This is a genomic window from Kitasatospora sp. Xyl93 (assembly GCF_055383135.1).
This window is the reverse complement of the sequence record NZ_AP029185.1, coordinates 5,012,081-5,027,860: the sequence shown is the minus strand read 5'-3', so window position 1 is coordinate 5,027,860 and position 15,780 is coordinate 5,012,081. Positions and strand designations below refer to the sequence as shown.

Annotated in this window: 9 protein-coding genes; 1 reads left to right on the top strand and 8 read right to left on the bottom strand. The window is 75.6% G+C overall.

Annotated features, from left to right (window positions below; all coding sequences use genetic code 11):
- Nucleotides 1–58 precede the first annotated feature (58 nt).
- From ACZ5GH_RS22485 to ACZ5GH_RS22470, 4 genes are all read right to left on the bottom strand, one after another.
- A complete protein-coding gene (locus tag ACZ5GH_RS22485; protein ID WP_387749990.1) occupies nucleotides 59–1,462 on the bottom strand; it encodes a dipeptidase in 1,404 nt (467 codons plus the stop codon).
- Nucleotides 1,463–1,594: 132 nt separating this feature from the next.
- Nucleotides 1,595–4,462 (bottom strand): FtsX-like permease family protein, encoded by a 2,868-nt coding sequence (locus ACZ5GH_RS22480; protein WP_464335116.1) that lies wholly within the window; start codon nucleotides 4,460–4,462, stop codon nucleotides 1,595–1,597.
- Nucleotides 4,459–5,223, bottom strand: a complete 765-nt coding sequence (locus tag ACZ5GH_RS22475) for an ABC transporter ATP-binding protein (protein ID WP_464335115.1) — start codon at nucleotides 5,221–5,223, stop codon at nucleotides 4,459–4,461. Before ACZ5GH_RS22475 ends, ACZ5GH_RS22480 begins: the two co-directional genes overlap by 4 nt.
- Before the next feature lie 70 nt (nucleotides 5,224–5,293).
- Nucleotides 5,294–5,920: a PadR family transcriptional regulator gene (locus ACZ5GH_RS22470; RefSeq protein ID WP_464335114.1), complete on the bottom strand. Its 627-nt coding sequence runs from the start codon at nucleotides 5,918–5,920 to the stop codon at nucleotides 5,294–5,296.
- Between the two features lie 107 nt (nucleotides 5,921–6,027).
- Here ACZ5GH_RS22470 and ACZ5GH_RS22465 point away from each other — a divergent pair, with 107 nt between their 5' ends.
- Nucleotides 6,028–7,005 carry an endonuclease/exonuclease/phosphatase family protein gene (locus ACZ5GH_RS22465; protein WP_387749980.1) on the top strand — a complete coding sequence of 326 codons (978 nt, stop codon included), beginning with the start codon at nucleotides 6,028–6,030 and terminating at the stop codon, nucleotides 7,003–7,005.
- A 6-nt stretch (nucleotides 7,006–7,011) separates the two neighbouring features.
- Here the strand turns inward: ACZ5GH_RS22465 and ACZ5GH_RS22460 are convergent, their stop codons facing one another.
- The 4 genes from ACZ5GH_RS22460 to ACZ5GH_RS22445 all read right to left on the bottom strand — a co-directional run bounded on the left by ACZ5GH_RS22460 (nucleotide 7,012) and on the right by ACZ5GH_RS22445 (nucleotide 15,711).
- Nucleotides 7,012–8,217 carry a PP2C family protein-serine/threonine phosphatase gene (locus ACZ5GH_RS22460; protein WP_464335113.1) on the bottom strand — a complete coding sequence of 402 codons (1,206 nt, stop codon included), beginning with the start codon at nucleotides 8,215–8,217 and terminating at the stop codon, nucleotides 7,012–7,014.
- A gap of 191 nt (nucleotides 8,218–8,408) precedes the next feature.
- Nucleotides 8,409–11,771: a UvrD-helicase domain-containing protein gene (locus ACZ5GH_RS22455; RefSeq protein ID WP_464335112.1), complete on the bottom strand. Its 3,363-nt coding sequence runs from the start codon at nucleotides 11,769–11,771 to the stop codon at nucleotides 8,409–8,411.
- A 78-nt stretch (nucleotides 11,772–11,849) separates the two neighbouring features.
- On the bottom strand, nucleotides 11,850–15,170 hold the full coding sequence (locus ACZ5GH_RS22450; RefSeq protein WP_464335111.1) for an ATP-dependent helicase: 3,321 nt from the start codon (nucleotides 15,168–15,170) through the stop codon (nucleotides 11,850–11,852).
- Nucleotides 15,171–15,357: 187 nt separating this feature from the next.
- Nucleotides 15,358–15,711: an MGMT family protein gene (locus tag ACZ5GH_RS22445; RefSeq protein ID WP_401110570.1), complete on the bottom strand. Its 354-nt coding sequence runs from the start codon at nucleotides 15,709–15,711 to the stop codon at nucleotides 15,358–15,360.
- Nucleotides 15,712–15,780 lie beyond the last annotated feature (69 nt).

Genomic DNA, 15,780 nt, shown 5'->3' with positions numbered 1-15,780 from the left:
CCCACGTGGTGAATCATCCGGATGAGTGATCTGGCTGCCATGGTGCGCACGGCGGGGGTCATTCCCCCGGCCGGAAGTTCTCGGCCAGGTCGCCCCAGAGGTAGGCGGCGGTCTCCACGCCCTTGGCCAGCAGGTCCAGTTCGACCTTCTCGTTGACCGAGTGCCAGCCGTCCGAGGGCACCGAGATGCCGAGGAACAGCACCGGCGCGCCCAGCGCGTCCTGGAGGTCGGCGGCGGGGCCGGAGCCGCCCTCGCGGGTGAAGAGGATCTTCTGCTCGAAGGCCCGTCCCATCGCGCGGACGGTGGACTGGAGCGCCGGGTGGTCCAGCGGGGTCAGGCAGGGCCGGGTCGCGCCCGGGAAGACCAGCTCGTACCGGACGCCCTCGGGCACCCGCTCGGCCACCCAGGCCCGGACCGCGTCGCGGACCTTCTCCACCTCCTGGCCGGCGACCAGCCGGAAGGACAGCTTGAGGTGCGCCGAGGTGGGGACGATGGTCTTGCCGCCGGGGCCGGTGTAGCCGCCCCAGATGCCGTTGACCTCGGCGGTCGGGCGGGCCCAGATCCGCTCCAGGGTGGAGTAGCCGGCCTCGCCGCGGGTGCCGTACGACTTGGCGACCTTCAGCCACTGCTCCTCGTCGAAGGGCAGCTCGGCGAAGAGCTCGCGCTCGCGCTCGGTCAGCTCGACGACCCCGTCGTAGAAGCCCGGGACCGCGACCCTGCGGTCGGCGTCGTGCAGGGCGGCGGCCAGCTCGGCCGCGACCTGGGCCGGGTTGGGGACGGCGCCGCCGAAGGAGCCGGAGTGGATGTCGGTGTCCGGCCCGTAGAGGTCGATCTGGGCGTCGGCCAGGCCGCGCATGCCGGTGCAGACGGTCGGCGTGGTCGCGGACCACATGCCGGTGTCGGAGATGACGACCACGTCGGCGGCCAGCCGCCCGGCCTCGCGCCGGATCAGCGCGGGGAAGTTCGGCGAGCCGGACTCCTCCTCGCCCTCGATCAGCAGCTTGAGGTTGACGGCCGGCGCGGTGCGGCCGGTGGCGGCCAGGTGGGCGCGCACGCCCAGGGTGTGGAAGAACACCTGGCCCTTGTCGTCGGCGGCGCCGCGCGCGAACAGCCGGCCGTCGACCACGGTCGGGGTGAACGGCTCGGTGTCCCAGCCGTCCTCCCGGGCCGCGGGCTGCACGTCGTGGTGCCCGTAGACCAGGACGGTCGGCGCGGACGGGTCCCCGGAGGGCCACTCGGCGAACACCGCCGGCAGGCCGTCGGTCTCCCACACCTCGGCCACCGGGAAGCCGGTCGCGCTCAGCTTGGCGGCCAGCCACTCGGCCGAGCGCCGCACGTCGCCGGCCCGGTCCGGGTCGGCGGAGACCGACGGGATGGCCAGCCACTCGGAGAGGTCGGCGAGGAAGGCGGCCTGGTGCCGGTCGATGTAGGAGCGGACGACGCTGTCCGGGGTTCTCGTCATACCGACGACTGTAGTTCGCCCGTACGGGTGCCCGCCCCGGCGGTCCGGCTGCCGGGCGCCGTCGGGGCTGTAACCTCCGTCACCCCCGCCGCGGCGGTGCCGCGGACGGGGGTGGCGCAGACGGTTCCGGCCTCAGCCGGAACGGCGCAGCAGGGTGATCCGCGAGCGGGTCAGCAGTGCCGCGAGGGCGGCCGCGATCAGCGGCAGCAGCACGACGGTGGCGGCGACGGTGGGCCACGGGAAGACCAGGGTGGCCTTGTTGGCGAGCTCGTCGGCGCTCATGCCGGGGTACTTGCTCGCCGCGGCGTCGACCTTGCGCAGTGCCATGCCCGGCACGACCCCGCAGACCACACCGAGCAGGGCGCCCATGGCGGCGATCACCCCGCACTGGAAGCCGGACAGCGTGCGCCGGATGCGGGGTTCGGCGCCGACCGCCGCGAGGGTGGTCAGGTCGCGCTGGGAGTCGGCGGCGGCCAGTCCGGTGGCGATGCCGGCCGCGCCGAGGGCGACGATGGCGGCGAAGACGTTCAGGCCGAGGCTGACCAGGTCGGCCTGGGACTCGTAGCCGCGTTCGACCTTCAGCACGTCGTGCTCGCTGAGCTTGGCCAGCGCGCCGTCGGTCCGCTGCTGGGCGCTGTCGGAGGGCGCCGCGGCGGGCAGCCAGACCGATCCGGCCGGGGTGGTGGTGAAGCCGAGCCGGGCGGCGGTGGCCGGGCTGACCACGGCCTGGCCGGGGGAGCGCAGCGTGGGCTCGGCGAGCACGGCGTCCACGGCGACTTCGCCGCGCACGGGCTTGTCCCCGGAGGAGCCGCCGGTGCTCTCGGCGCCCGGGAGGGTGTATTCGAGGGCGACCTTGCCGTCCTTGAGGTAGCGCGCGTCGAAGACCACGGCCTTGCCGTCGGCGAGGGCCTGGGCGGCCTTCTGGTCGGTGACGCCGTAGAGGTTGCGCAGCAGGGTGGCGTCGCCGGCGGACAGCGGGGTGAAGGCGACGCCGCGGCGGTCGTTGGTGTGGCAGCGCTCGTCGGTCTCCAGGATCCGCTCGCGCTGGGCGAAGGGGAGGTCGACGCCCGGGAGGAGGGCGGGGCAGCGGTCCTCCTTGGGCACCTCGACGCCGATGTAGCCGCAGTAGCCGTCCTCGGAGCAGTCGCTCTTGGGGTGGACGCGCTGGACGTCGGCGCGCGGGCCGAGGTCGGGGATGCCGTGTTCGATGGCCTCGCGCATCTGCGGCAGCAGCTTGACGTCGGCGGGGTCCAGCCAGCCGGTGCCGAGCATGACGGCGCCGGGCGGGCCGGAGGCGACGTAGTCGCGCCGGTACTCCTCGTCGAGGCTGTCCATGTAGAGGCTGACCGCGACGGAGCCGGCGACGGCGGCCATCACGGCGGCCACGGCGGGCGCGGTGCGGCCGCGGTGGCGCACCGAGTCGCGCAGGGCGAGCCGGGGGCCGAGCGGGAGCCAGCGCCCGAGCCGGCCGAACAGGCCGACCAGGTGGGGCACCAGGACGACCATGCCGAGTTCGGCGAGGGCCGAGCCGCCGAGGACGGCGAAGCTGCTGTTGCCGATGCCGTTGGTGGCGCCGTACAGGGCGAGGGCCGCGCCGCCGCCGAGCATCAGCAGGCCGAGGACGGCGAGCCTGCGGCTGGGGGGCTTGAGGGTGTCGCGGCCGGTGAGCGCGGCGACGACGTCCTGGCGGGAGGCCTGGACGGCGGGTACGACGGCGGCCAGCAGCCCGGTGACGAGGCCGACCAGGAGGATGCCGAGCAGGTCGAGCGGCGGCACCTCGAAGTGGCCGAAGCGCTGGCCGGAGAAGTCCTCGGCCCGGGTGCGCAGCGCGGCGACCAGGCCGATGCCGAGGGCCAGGCCGGTCAGGGCGCCGGTGACACCGAGGACGATGCCGCCGCCGAGGACGACCGCGCGGACGTTGGCGCGTTCACCGCCGGCGGCGGCGAGCAGTCCGAGCTGCCGCCGGGAGCGCCGGGCCCCGACGGCGAAGGCGGGGCCCGCGAGGAGGACGATCTCCAGCAGGGCCATGCCGACGACGGTGGCGAGGACGACGACGTTGCGGCGGTTGAAGTAGCTGGTCCCGTCGCCTCCGCGGGCCCCGGCCTGGGCGTAGTACGGGACGTCGGCGCGGGCCGGCGGGTCGGTCAGGACGGCGCGGGAGGTCAGCAGGAAGCCGTACTCGTTGACCTCGGTGACCTCGTGCCAGTCGAGCACGGCTCCGGCCGGGAGCTTGACCAGCCAGCGGGTGGGTCCGTCGGGGGCGGCCGGGCCCTTGGCGCCGCCCGAGGGCGTGGGGAGCCGGTCGATCAGGGTGCCGGGGCGGGCGGTGATCTCGGTGGTGCGCAGTTCGCCGGGGTACTCGTAGACGCCGGTGATGGTGAAGGGGCTGCCCTCCAGGCCGCGGACGGCGGTCCGGTCGCCGATCCTGAGCCCGGAGCGCTTGAGGAAGTCCGAGGTGACGGCGGCCTCGGTGTCGGCGGTGGGGGCGCGGCCGGCGGTCAGGTCGAGCCGGCCGCGCCAGACCGGGTCGGTCAGGTCGGCTTCGGCGATCCGGGTGGTGAGCAGGCCGTCCCTGCTGCTCGCCGCGGTGTACGGGGCCTGGCGTTCGGGCACCAGGGTGGCGCCGGCCGGGAGCAGTTGGCGGGCGAGGTCGGCGGGGGCGGTGTCGAGGGCGCGCTGCTGGGCGGCGGTGTACGCGGGGGCCTGGCCGTCCTTGGCGTCGTCCTTGGGGCTCTGGACGCTGAAGCCCTTCTCGGGGTCGGGCGCCTGCTTGACGGAGGAGCCGCGTTCGACCAGTTCGAGTTCGCCCGCGGCCTGGCCCATGATCCGTACCGCCTGTTCGGCGGGCGACAGTTCGGCGCTGCGGAAGACCACGTCGGCGCCGGTGACGCCGAGGACGGGCAGGGCGACCATGGCGACGACGAGGGCGCTGCGGCCCTTGGCGCGCAGGGCGTCTCGGCGGGCTATGCGCAGGGCGACCCGCCAGGCGCTGAGCTTCACTCGTCCACCTTCAGGCTGTTGGTGGCGGCGGTGACGAGCAGGCTGGCGGCGTCCTGGCTGGCGGACTCGTCGACCATCCGGCCGTCGCGCAGGAAGACGACCCGGTCGGCCCAGGCGGCGTGCCGGGCCTCGTGGGTGACCATCATGGCGGCGGCGCCGGCGTCGCAGCGGGCGCGCAGGACGGCGAGCACGGCCTCGCCGGTGGTGGAGTCGAGGGCGCCGGTGGGTTCGTCGGCGAGGACCAGGCGCCGGTCGCCGATCAGGGCGCGGGCGATGGCGACGCGCTGCTGCTGGCCGCCGGACATGTCGTCGGGGAAGCGGTCGGCGAGTTCGGGGATGCCGAGTTCCTCCAGGGCGGTGAGGGCTTCGCGGCGGGCGGCGCGGGTGGACAGTCCGTCGAGTTCGCGCGGCAGCGAGATGTTCTCGGCGGCGGTGAGCGCCGGGATCAGGTTGTAGTCCTGGAAGACGTAGCCGACGGAGCGTCGGCGGACCTGGGCGAGCTTCTTGCGGTTGAGCTCGCCGAGGACGACGCCCTCGACCAGGACGCGGCCGCCGGTCGGGGTGTCGAGGCCGCCGGCCAGGGTGAGCAGGGTCGACTTGCCGGATCCGGAGGGGCCCATGACGGCGACGAACTCGCCGGGGTGGACCTTGAGGTCGACGCCGCGCAGGGCCTGGACCTCGGCGGCGCCGTGGCCGTGGACGCGGGTGACGTTCTCCAGGTGGAGCACCGGCGTCTGCCGGGCCTGTTGGGTGTGGGACACGAATTCCCCCCTTGTGCTGGGTGTGCGCTCGGAGTCGGGGCCGAGCCTGGTGGTTCGGGTGCCGCGGGGCTCAGGTGCGCAGGCGGCGGCCGCGTTTGGCGGGCGCGGCACCGTCGCGGGCGGCTTCGGCGGTTCGGTTCTGCAGGAGTTCGGCCTGCTGGGCGAGCCGGGTCTCGCAGTGGTCGAGCCAGCGGATCTCCGCTTCGGTCTGGAAGATGAGCTGGTCGAGGACGAGCAGCCAGGCGAGGTCGTTGCCGGCGGAGGGCGCCGTGCCGGGGGGCTTCTCCCCCGCGAGGGCCCGGCCCTTGAGCCGGGTGTAGTCCTGGAGCGCCTTGATGCTGTGCCGGCGCTGGCCCTGGACGACGGCGGAGACGTCCACGCCGGGGACGGTCACCGCCATGGCGAGCTTGATCGCGAGTTCGTCGCGCGGGGGGCTGGTGCGGGGCACCGGGGTGTCGAACCAGGTCCGCAGTTCCTCGCGGCCGGCGTCGGTGGCGGCGTAGAACTGGTGGCCCTCGTCGTCCTCCCCGGCGGGTTCGACCAGGCCGTCGCGTTCCAACCGGGACAGTGTGGTGTAGACCTGTCCGACGTTGAGCGGCCAGGTGGCGCCGGTGCGCGCCTCGAACTCGGTGCGCAGTTGGTAGCCGTAGCGCGGGCCCTGGTCGAGCAGGGCGAGCAGACCGTGACGGATGGACATACCGAGTATGTATACCCGGTATGCCCTACTGCCTCAAGCCGGGACCGGGCCCGCCCGGCGTCGGGACCGGGCCCGCCCGCTCCGGGGAGCGGGTACCGTCGTGCGGTGTGAGCCAGTTGCGTATCGCCACCTTCAACCTCCTGCACGGCCAGCCGCTCGCCCCGGACGGCGCCCCACGGCCCTACCCGTCCGACCCCGGCGCGCCGCTGGCCGACGCGGTGGCCGCGCTGGACGCCGACGTGCTGGCGCTCCAGGAGGTGGACCGGCGCCAGTCGCGCTCCGGCGGCACCGACCAGGCGGCGGTGGCGGCCGCGGCGATGGGCGCCAAGGACTGGCGCTTCGCCGCCGCCCTGCACGGCCGCCCCGCGCCGGTGGCGGGCTGGGTCCCGGAGCCGGCCGGCCCGAACGGGCTGCGGGTGTACGGGCCGGACGACGTGGGCGACGGCGCGCTGCCCTCGTACGGGACGGCGCTGCTGACGAGGCTTCCGGTGCGGCACTGGCGGGCCCGGCGGTTCGCCCCGGCGCCGTTCGGGCTGCCGCTGCGGGTGGCCGGGCGGCGCGGGCTGACCCCGGTGCCGGACGAGCCGCGCGCGGCGCTGGCGGCCGTCCTGGAGGGCGAGCGCGGGCCGTTCACCGTGGTGGCGGCGCACCTGTCCTTCGTCCCCGGCTGGAACATGGCGCAGCTGGCCGGCATCCGCCGCTGGATCGCCGACCTGCCGCAGCCGTACCTGGTGCTGGGCGACTTCAACCTGGTCGGCGCCGTGCCGCGCACGGTGCTCGGCGGGGCGACGGCGCTGGAGCGCACCGCGCCGCGGGCGCGGGTGCGGGTGCGCGAACTGCGGGCGGCCCGGCGGGCCCGGCCGGCCCTGGCCGAGCCGCGCCGGCGCCGGGTGCGCGAGCCCCGCCCCCGCCTGCAGGGCTGGTACGACCTGGCGCGCACGCCGACCTACCCCTCGCACCGGCCCGCGGTGCAGTTCGACCACGTGCTGGCGATCGGCGTGCCGCGCGCGGCGGTCGGCCCGGCCGCGGCGCCGCGCGCCGCGGTGTCGGACCACCGGCCGCTGCTGGTCGAGGTGTCCCTGTAGCGGCGGCTACTGGGACGTCAGGACCCCGGCCTGCTGGGGGATGGTGGCCGCGGCGGGCGCCCCCTCCTGTCCGAGCGTGGCCGGGTGGTCGAACTGGAGCAGCAGCATCGCCGCGTCGTCGCCGAGCTGGCGCCCGACGTGGCGCACCACGTCCTCGTGCAGGCGCTGCAGGACGTCGGCCGGGCGGCCGTCGGCGCAGTGCGGGAGGCGTTCGGCGAGCGGGTAGAAGACGCCCGCGCGGTCGCGGGCCTCGATCACCCCGTCGGTGAACAGCAGCACCCGGTCGTCGCCCTGGAGCGGCAACCGGTGCACCGGCGGGCGGACGTCGGCCGGGTCGAGGACGCCCAGCGGCGGTACGGTCTCGGCGAGTTCGAGCGCGCTGACCTCCCCGCCGCGCAGCAGCAGCGGAGCGGGGTGGCCGCAGTTGACGATCTCCGCGGCGCCGTCGGGCCCCACGCCGATCAGCACCAGGGTGACGAACTCCTCCTCCACGCCCGGGTGGTCGTTCTCGTGCAGGGCGCGGTCGAGGCTGACGGCGAGCCAGCCGGCCACCCGGTCCAGGGCGGCCTCCTGGTGGGCGGCCTCGCGGAAGGCGCCGAGCACGGCGGCGGCGGTCTCCACCGCGCCGAGGCCCTTGCCGCGCACGTCCCCGACCACGGCCCGCACCCCGTGCCGGGTGTTGACCACCTCGTAGAGGTCCCCGCCGATCCGGGCGTGGGCGGCGGCGGCCTCGTAGTGGACGGCCGCCCGGACGGTGCCGACCCGTTCGGGGACGGGCCGCAGCAGCACCCGGCGGGCGATCGAGGCGACCAGCTGGGCGTCGGCCAGCGCCCGTTCCTGGCGCAGCCTCAGGGTGGCGCTGACCCAGCCGATCGTGGCGACGAGCAGGATCGCGAAGACGCTGGCGGCGTGCACGGACTCGCCGAGGGTGTCGCCTCGGAAGGCCATCAGGAAGGCCGCCGCCTCGGTGCCCAGACCGATGGCGAGCGGGTACCAGGTTCGGCGGCTGACCACGGCGGCCAGCGCGGGTACGGCGGTGAGGGCCGGTTCGACCGTCACCTCGGTGCCGCTGAGGTAGTCGAGGGCCACGATCAGCACCATGCCGATGAACGGCAGCGCCAGCGCCGTCCTCGGCCAGGTGCCGGTCGCGCGCGGCGCGGGCCCCGGTGTCGGCCCGGTGAACCGCTCTCTGATCCATCCGGTCGCGCTCAACTTCGGTCTCTCCAGCAGAAGACGCCGATGCCCGGGGGCACCTGCGGTGATGACTGAGGGTCAGGGAATACGGGCCTCGCTGGCGGCCGGAGCTCGGGGGTTGACCGGTTACCGACCCCACAATAGGCGCGAAACGTGCACGACGCACAGGTTTCGGGCACTGGCGTGATGACTTGGATGCTCTGCGTGACTCAATAGTCACTGTTCCCGATCAGGAGCCGTTCCAACTCTTTTCGGTCGGGAAGTCCTGTCGGACGGACGATCCGGCCGCTGCGGACGTACAGGAACGAAGCCGTGACCTGCTCGGGATCGACGCCCGCGTGCTCGGCCCAGGCCAGCCGGTAGACCGCGAGCTGCAACGGGTCGGCGGTCTCCTCCCGGTGGGTCTTCCAGTCCACCACTTCGTAGCGTGACGCACCACCGGATTCCGTCAACGCGTCATCCTCCCGGTAGACCGCGTCGATCCGCCCCCGCACCACCCGGCCCGCCAGCACCAGTTGGAACGGCGCCTCCACCCGGTGGGGCTCGCGCCGCGCGTACGGGGTGCGCAGGAACGCCTCCTTGAGCCGCTCCAGGTCCTGCTCGTCCTCGATGCCGTCGTCGTCGGCGCCGGGCAGCGCCCCGGGCTCGACCAGCAGCAGCGGCTCGATCCGGGACTGCACCCAGGCGTGGAAGCGGGTGCCGCGCCGGGCCGCCGGCTGCGGGGGGCGCGGCATCGGGCGGGCCAGCTCGCGCGCGAAGCCGTCCGGGTCGGCGGCCAGCCGCAGCAGCTGGGTGGCGGACAGCGCGGCGGGCAGCGGCACGTCCCGCGCGGTGCGCCGGGAGCGCTCCAACTCCCCCAGCAGCGCGGTCAGGTCACGGTCCCAGGAGGCCACCTGGCGCCGCTCCTCGGGGGCCAGCTCGTCCGCCTCGGGCCCGCCCTGGACCGAAGGGCCCGCCGGCAGCGGGTCCGCGGGCGCCCGGTCGACGGCCCCGGGGGCGGCCGGGCGGGCCACGGTCCCGGCCAGCCGCGCGCGCACCACCTCGGCGACCCGGCGGCGGGCGTGCTGGGCGGCCGGGTCCAGCGGCAGCGGCCACGGGCGCTCGACGGGGGCGGCCAGCGCCGGGTTCTCGGCGCCCTTCTCCGGCTGCTCGGCCCAGTGCTCGACCTCGCCCGCGCCGGGCCGCTCGCAGTGCTCGCGCAGCGCTTCCAGGAAGGCGGACGGGCCGCGGACGGTCTTCTGGCTCGGCCCCCACCAGTGCCCGGAGGCCAGCAGCAGCGACCGGGGCCGGGTGAACGCCACGTAGCCCAGGCGCAGTTCCTCGACGCCGGAGTGCTCGGCCAGCTCCTTCTTGAACGCCGTCATCGACTTCCCGTTCCACCCGCCGCGCACGTCGGGCAGAGTTCCGGCGTCGCCGCGCAGGGCGTGCGGAAGCGCCCGCTTGGTGCTCGTCCAGCGTTCGCGCGGGCTCGATGACGGGAATGCGCCCCGCACCAGGCCGGGGACGGCCACCACGTCCCACTCCAGGCCCTTGGACTTGTGCGCGGTGAGCACCTTCACGGTGTCCTCGCCGCCGGGCAGGCTGCTGTCCAGGCCGCGCTCGTACTCCTGGGCGGCGCGCAGGAAGCCGAGGAAGGCGGCGAGGCCCGGGTCGCCGTCGAGGTCGGCGAAGGAGGCGGCGACGTCCAGGAAGGCGTGCAGGGTCTCCCGCCGGCGGGCGGCCAGGGCCTGCGGGGAGGCGGCGAGCTCGACCTCCAGCCCGGTGACGGACAGCACCCGATGCAGCACGTCCATCAGCGGGTCGGCGAGCGAGCGGCGCAGTTCGCGCAATTCGGCGGCGAGCCGGGCGAAGCGCACCCGCGCCTCGGCGGAGAACGGCAGGTCGTCGGGCTGGTCCGGGTCGAGGAAGGTCTCCACCGCGTCGGCCAGCGAGACCACCTCGGTCGGGTCGGTCTCGGCGACGGCCGCGGCCAGCGCCTCGACGCCCTCGGGCCGGTCGGTCCGGACCAGGTCGGCGGCCCGGCGGCCGAGCAGCGCGAGGTCGCGCGGGCCGATCCGCCAGCGCGGGCCGATCAGCAGGCGCACCAGCGCGGCGTTGGCCGTCGGGTCCTGCAGCACCTCGCAGACCGCCACCAGGTCGGCCACCTCGGGCAGCTGCAGCAGCCCGCCCAGGCCCACCACCTCGACCGGCACCTCCCGGGCGACCAGCGCGGCGTGGATGTCCGGGAAGGCCGCGCCGCCGCGGCACAGCACCGCGATCCGGCCGGGCGCGGTGCCGGTGCGCACCAGGTGGGCGATCGAGTCGGCCAGCCAGTCGATCTCCTCGGCGTGGGTGGGCAGCAGCGCCGCGCGCACGTAGCCGTCCTGCTCGGCGCCGGGGGCCGGGCGCAGCGCCTCCACGCCCTCGTGCATCCGGCGCAGCGGGGCGGCGAGTTCGTTGGCGAAGGCGAGCAGCCGGCCGCCGCTGCGGCGGTTCTCGCTGAGCGCGTAGCGGTCGGCGGGGCGGCCGTCGGCCTTCGGGAAGTGCCGGGGGAACTCGTCGAGGTTGGCCACCGAGGCGCCGCGCCAGCCGTAGATCGCCTGGCAGGGGTCGCCGACGGCGGTCACCGGGTGGCCGCCGCCGGTGCCGCGGTGCGGGGTGCCGTCCGGGCCGGCGCCGCCGTCCGGGGTGCCGTCCGGGCCTGCGCCGCCGGGGACGGGCGCCTCCGGTCCGGCGCCGAACAGGCCGGCGAGCATCAGCCGCTGGGCGACCGAGGTGTCCTGGTACTCGTCCAGCAGCACCACCCGGAACTGGCCGCGCAGCAGTTCGCCGACCTCCGGGCGCTGCTGGGCCAGGCGCGCGGCGGCGGCGATCTGGTCGCCGAAGTCCATCAGCCCGGCGGAGCGCTTGCGGCGCCGGTAGTCCTCGACGAGGCGCAGCAGTTCCAGCCGGGCCCGGGCGGTGGCCGGGACGGCGCGCAGGTCGTCGTTGGTCAGCTTGACGGTGGCGAGGGTGTCCAGCAGCCGCTCGTCGAACTCGCGCAGGGTCTGCGGCTCGACCAGGTGCTCGGCGAGTTCGCCGTCCAGCGCGGTCAGGTCGGCGACCAGGTTGGCGAAGGTGCCGGTGAGCGCGGGGAACGGGCCGCGGGCGGTGCGCAGCACCTTGGCGGCGAGCTGGAAGCGGGTGGCGTCGGCGAGCAGCCGGACGTCCGGTTCGATGCCGATCCGCAGGCCGTGCTCCTTGAGCAGGCGGCCGGCGAAGGCGTGGTAGGTGGAGATCTCCGGGTCGCCGAGCGGTTCGGCGGCGTCCCGGTCGGCCACGCCGGCCCTGAGGAGTGCGGCGCGCACCCGTTCGGAGAGCTCGCCGGCGGCCTTGTTGGTGAAGGTGAGGCCGAGCACCTCCTCGGGACGTACGGCGCCGGAGCCGACCAGCCAGACCACCCGGGCTGCCATCACGGTGGTCTTGCCGGAGCCGGCGCCGGCCACGATCACGGCCGGTTCCAGGGGGGCGCCGATGGCCGCCATCTGCTCCCGGTTGAACGGGATCCCCAGCAGCTCCTTGAGCTGGTCGGGATGGCTGAGCACGGCGGTCACCCCGCAACCGTAACCGGAGCGGCGGACAATCCCGTCCCGCCGGGTCGGCCGCCCTCCCCGGGCCGATGGGTCGGGAGGCTACTCGACGAGCTGGGTGCCATCGCGCTGGGCGGAGCAGCTGCGGCGGAAGGCGCAGCGGTCGCAGCCTCCGCCGGTCTGCGGGACGAAGCGCTCGGCGAGGACCTTCCCGGCCGCCTCGGCGAGCAGGTTCTCGATCCAGGGCTCGCCCTCCGGCGGCTCCTGCCGCTGCACCTTGGGGGCGTCCTGGGCGGCCTTGGCGGCGGGCTCGCGCAGGTGGACCAGTTCGGCGCCGCCGGTGTCCGGCGGGTGCCCGGTGAAGCCGGGCAGCTCGTCGAGGGCGCCGGCCCGGACGGCGAGCTGGTAGACGGCGAGCTGCTTGTGCTCGGGCAGCGACTTGTCGGTGGGTATCTGCTTGCCGGTCTTGAAGTCGACCACGTAGGCGCGCCCGGCCGCGTCCTTCTCGACCCGGTCCATCGAGCCGCGGATGCGCACCGAGACGCCGCCGACGTCGAGGGTGACGTCGAAGCCGTGCTCGGTGGCGACGAGGTCCCGCCCGCGCTCCAGGACGTGCCAGTTGAGGAAGCGCTCCAGGGCGGAGCGGGCCTCGGTCTTCTCCTGGTGGGACTTCCAGGGCGCGTCGAAGGCCAGCGCGTCCCAGACGGTGTCCAGCCGTTCCATGAGCACGGCGAGGTCGGCGGGGGTGCGGCCGGAGCCGACCTCGTCGGCGAGGGCGTGCACCACGTTGCCGAAGCCCTGGGCGGCCGAGCCCGCGCCGCGCGCCTTGACCTCCTTGTCCAGGAACCACTGCAGGGAGCAGCTCTCCAGCTGCTCCAGCCCGCTGCCGGACAGCCGTACCGGCGCGTCGGCGCTGCGCAGCGGCTCGGGGGCGGAGGTCGGGTCGTCCAGGCCCCACCAGCGCTCGGGGCGGGCGGCGGGCACCAGCGGGGCCCCGTCCTCGTCGGTGGCGGCGGCGAGGGTGGCGAGCCGTTCGGCGGCGGCGCGCCGCAGTGCGGGCGAGCGGGCGGGGTCGACGGTGACGGCGCGCAGCTCGGCGACCAGCGCGGCGACGGACAGCGGGCGGCGCGGGCGGTGGGTGACGTCCTCGACGGTGACCGGCGGGGTGCGGCGGACCACCCTGCCGGTCCTGGGGTCGACGTCCTCGCGGTAGAGCTCGCGCAGGAAGCGGGACGGCTCGTCGCCGTCGTCGGCGGGGGCCTTGACGGCGGTGACGATCAGCCGTTCCTTGGCGCGGGTCGCGGCGACGTAGAAGAGCCGGCGCTCCTCGCCGAGCAGGGCGCCCGGGGAGAGCGGTTCGGCGAGGCCGTCGCGGCCGATCCGGTCGGCCTCCAGCAGGGAGCCGCGGCGGCGCAGGTCGGGCCAGAGGCCGTCCTGGACGCCGGCGACCACGACCAGGCGCCACTCCAGGCCCTTGGAGCGGTGGGCGGTCATCAGCCGCACCGCCTCGGGGCGTACGGCCCGGACGGTGAGGGTGTCGGCGGCGATGTCCTGGGCTTCGAGTTCGGCGAGCAGGTCCAGGGCGCTGCGGTGGCCGGTGACCTGCTCCTCGGCGCGGGCGGCGGTCTCGAACAGGGCGCACAGCGCGTCCAGGTCGCGGTCGGCGTTGCGGCCGGCCGCGCCGCCGCGCAGGGCGGACCGCTCCAGGCGCTCGCGCCAGCGGCGGCTGCCGTCCCACAGCTCCCAGAGCGCCTCCTCGGCGGTGCTGCCGCCGGCCAGCTGCTCGCGGACCTTGCGCAGCAGGGTGCCGAGGTCGCGGGCGCGACGGGCGTACGAGGGGTCGAGGGCGACGAGGCGCTCGGGTTCGGCGAGGGCCTCGCGGATCAGTTCGCCGGCCGGGCGCGGGACGGTGGCGGGGCGGCCCGCGGCGCGCAGCGCGGCGCGTTCCTCCTCGCGCAGGGCGCGGCCGAGGCGGCGCAGGTCGGAGCCGTCGAGGCCGCCGAGCGGGCCGGTGAGCAGGGCGTGCGCCAGGTCGGTGGTGAGCGGGTCGGGGGCGTCCGGGTCGCCGTTGCGGTCCCGGGCGGCCTGCTCGGCGCAGACCCGCAGGGCGAGCAGCAGCTGGGCGACGGCCGGCTCCTCGCGCAGCGGCAGGTCGTCGCCGTCGATCTCCAGCGGGACGCCGGCCGCGCCGAGCGCCCGCCGCACGCCGGGGATGGAGCGGGCGCCGGCCCGGACGAGCACGGCCATCTCGCCCCAGGGCACGCCGTCCTCCAGGTGGGCGCGGCGCAGCAGGTCGGCGATCGAGTCCAGCTCGGCGCCGGGGGTCGGGTAGGTGTAGACCTCGACCCGGCCGCCCTCGCGGGAGGGCAGCAGGGCGCGGTGCTGGGCGAGCTTGTCGGCGGGCAGCCGGCCCATCGGCATCCGGCGGGCGATCTCCCGGGAGGCGGCGAGCAGGACGGCGCCGGAGCGGCGGGAGACCCGCAGCACCTTGACCTCGGCGGGGCTGCCGTCGGCCTGCCGGAAGGTCTGCGGGAAGTCGAGGATGCCGTTGATGTCGGCGCCGCGGAAGGCGTAGATCGACTGGTCCGGGTCGCCGACCGCGACGAGGTCGCGCCCGCCGCCGGCCAGTTGGCGCAGCAGCCGGACCTGGGAGGGGTCGGTGTCCTGGTACTCGTCGACGAAGACGACCTCGTAGCGCCGCCGCAGCTGTTCGCCGACCTCGGGGCGTTCGGCGAGGAGCACGGCGCGGTGGACGAGTTCGGCGTAGTCGAGGACGCCGCGCAGGTCGAGCACGTCGAGGTAGTCGGCCAGGAAGTGCGCGGCGGCGGCCCAGTCGGGGCGCTGGACGCCCTGGGCGAAGCGTTCCAGTTCGGCTTCGCCGAGGCCGAGCTCGCGGCTGCGGGCGAGGACGGCGCGGACCTCGTCGGCGAAGCCGCGGGTGGTCAGGCAGGCCCGCAGGTCCAGCGGCCAGGCGATCCGGCCCAGGCCGAGCCTGGCGTCCTCGGCGCCGCCGGCCAGCAGTTCGCGGACCATGACGTCCTGCTCGGGGCCGGAGAGCAGCCGCAGCGGCTCGGCGTAGTCCTCCGGGTCCTGGTGGGCGCGCAGCAGGGCGTAGCAGAAGGAGTGGAAGGTGGTGGCCTGCGGGGCGGCGGCGGAGCCGCCGAGCCGGCCGGACATCCGGTCGCGCAGTTCCGTCGCGGCCTTGCGGCTGAAGGTGAGGACGAGGATCCGCTCGGGGTCGGTGCCGTTCTCGATCCGCCGGGCGACGGCCTCGACCAGGGTGGTGGTCTTTCCGGTGCCCGGGCCGGCCAGCACCAGCAGCGGCCCGCCGGGGTGCTCGACCACGGCACGCTGGTAGGCGTCCAGCACGGGTGGGTCGGGCTGGACGAGGGGGCTGCGCACGAGCCGGTAGGGGGAGCTCACGCGCCCACCTCGCCATGCTCGGCAGGGGCGTTCGCCCGAGCGCGTCTGTCGACGGCGCGCTCGCTTCGCTCACTCACTAAGACGGTCCTGGGGTCGAACGGTGGGGCACGGCGGGGGCGGGCCCGTCGGGCCCGCCCGCATCGAGCCTACGATCCTGCCCCGTCAATTCCGACCGTGCGGCGGTTTCCTAGGAAATCGGTTCGCCGTCCCAGCGGGCCCGCCTGAGGTCGATCCGGGGCGGGTCGGCGAGTTCGCGCAGCGGGGTGCCCTCCTCGCCGTAGTGGGCGAGGGCGCGCTGCTCGTGCCCGGGCAGCAGGCGGCCGTCCGCGCGGATCACCCGCCACCAGGGCACCGAGCCGCCGTACAGGGCCATCACCCGGCCGACCTGCCGGGGGCCGCCCTGGCCGAGGTACTCGGCGACGTCGCCGTAGGTCATCACCCGGCCGGGTGGAATCCGCTCGGTCAGGTCGAGCACCAGTTCGGCGAACGGCGGCAGGGCGCCCGGAGGACCGTCGTGTGTTGCGTCCGTCACCTGCGGCATTCTTCCCTACGGGGGCGCGCCCGGGGCCCCGTACGAACGATCCGCCGCGCCCGATCCGGCCCCTGTCCC

Excerpts from the sequence above, each read along its gene's own strand:
- ACZ5GH_RS22445 (WP_401110570.1), bottom strand. The coding sequence starts at position 15,711 with ATGCCGCAGGTGACGGACGCAACACACGACGGTCCTCCGGGCGCCCTG.
- ACZ5GH_RS22470 (WP_464335114.1), bottom strand. The coding sequence starts at position 5,920 with ATGTCCATCCGTCACGGTCTGCTCGCCCTGCTCGACCAGGGCCCGCGC.
- ACZ5GH_RS22485 (WP_387749990.1), bottom strand. The coding sequence starts at position 1,462 with ATGACGAGAACCCCGGACAGCGTCGTCCGCTCCTACATCGACCGGCAC.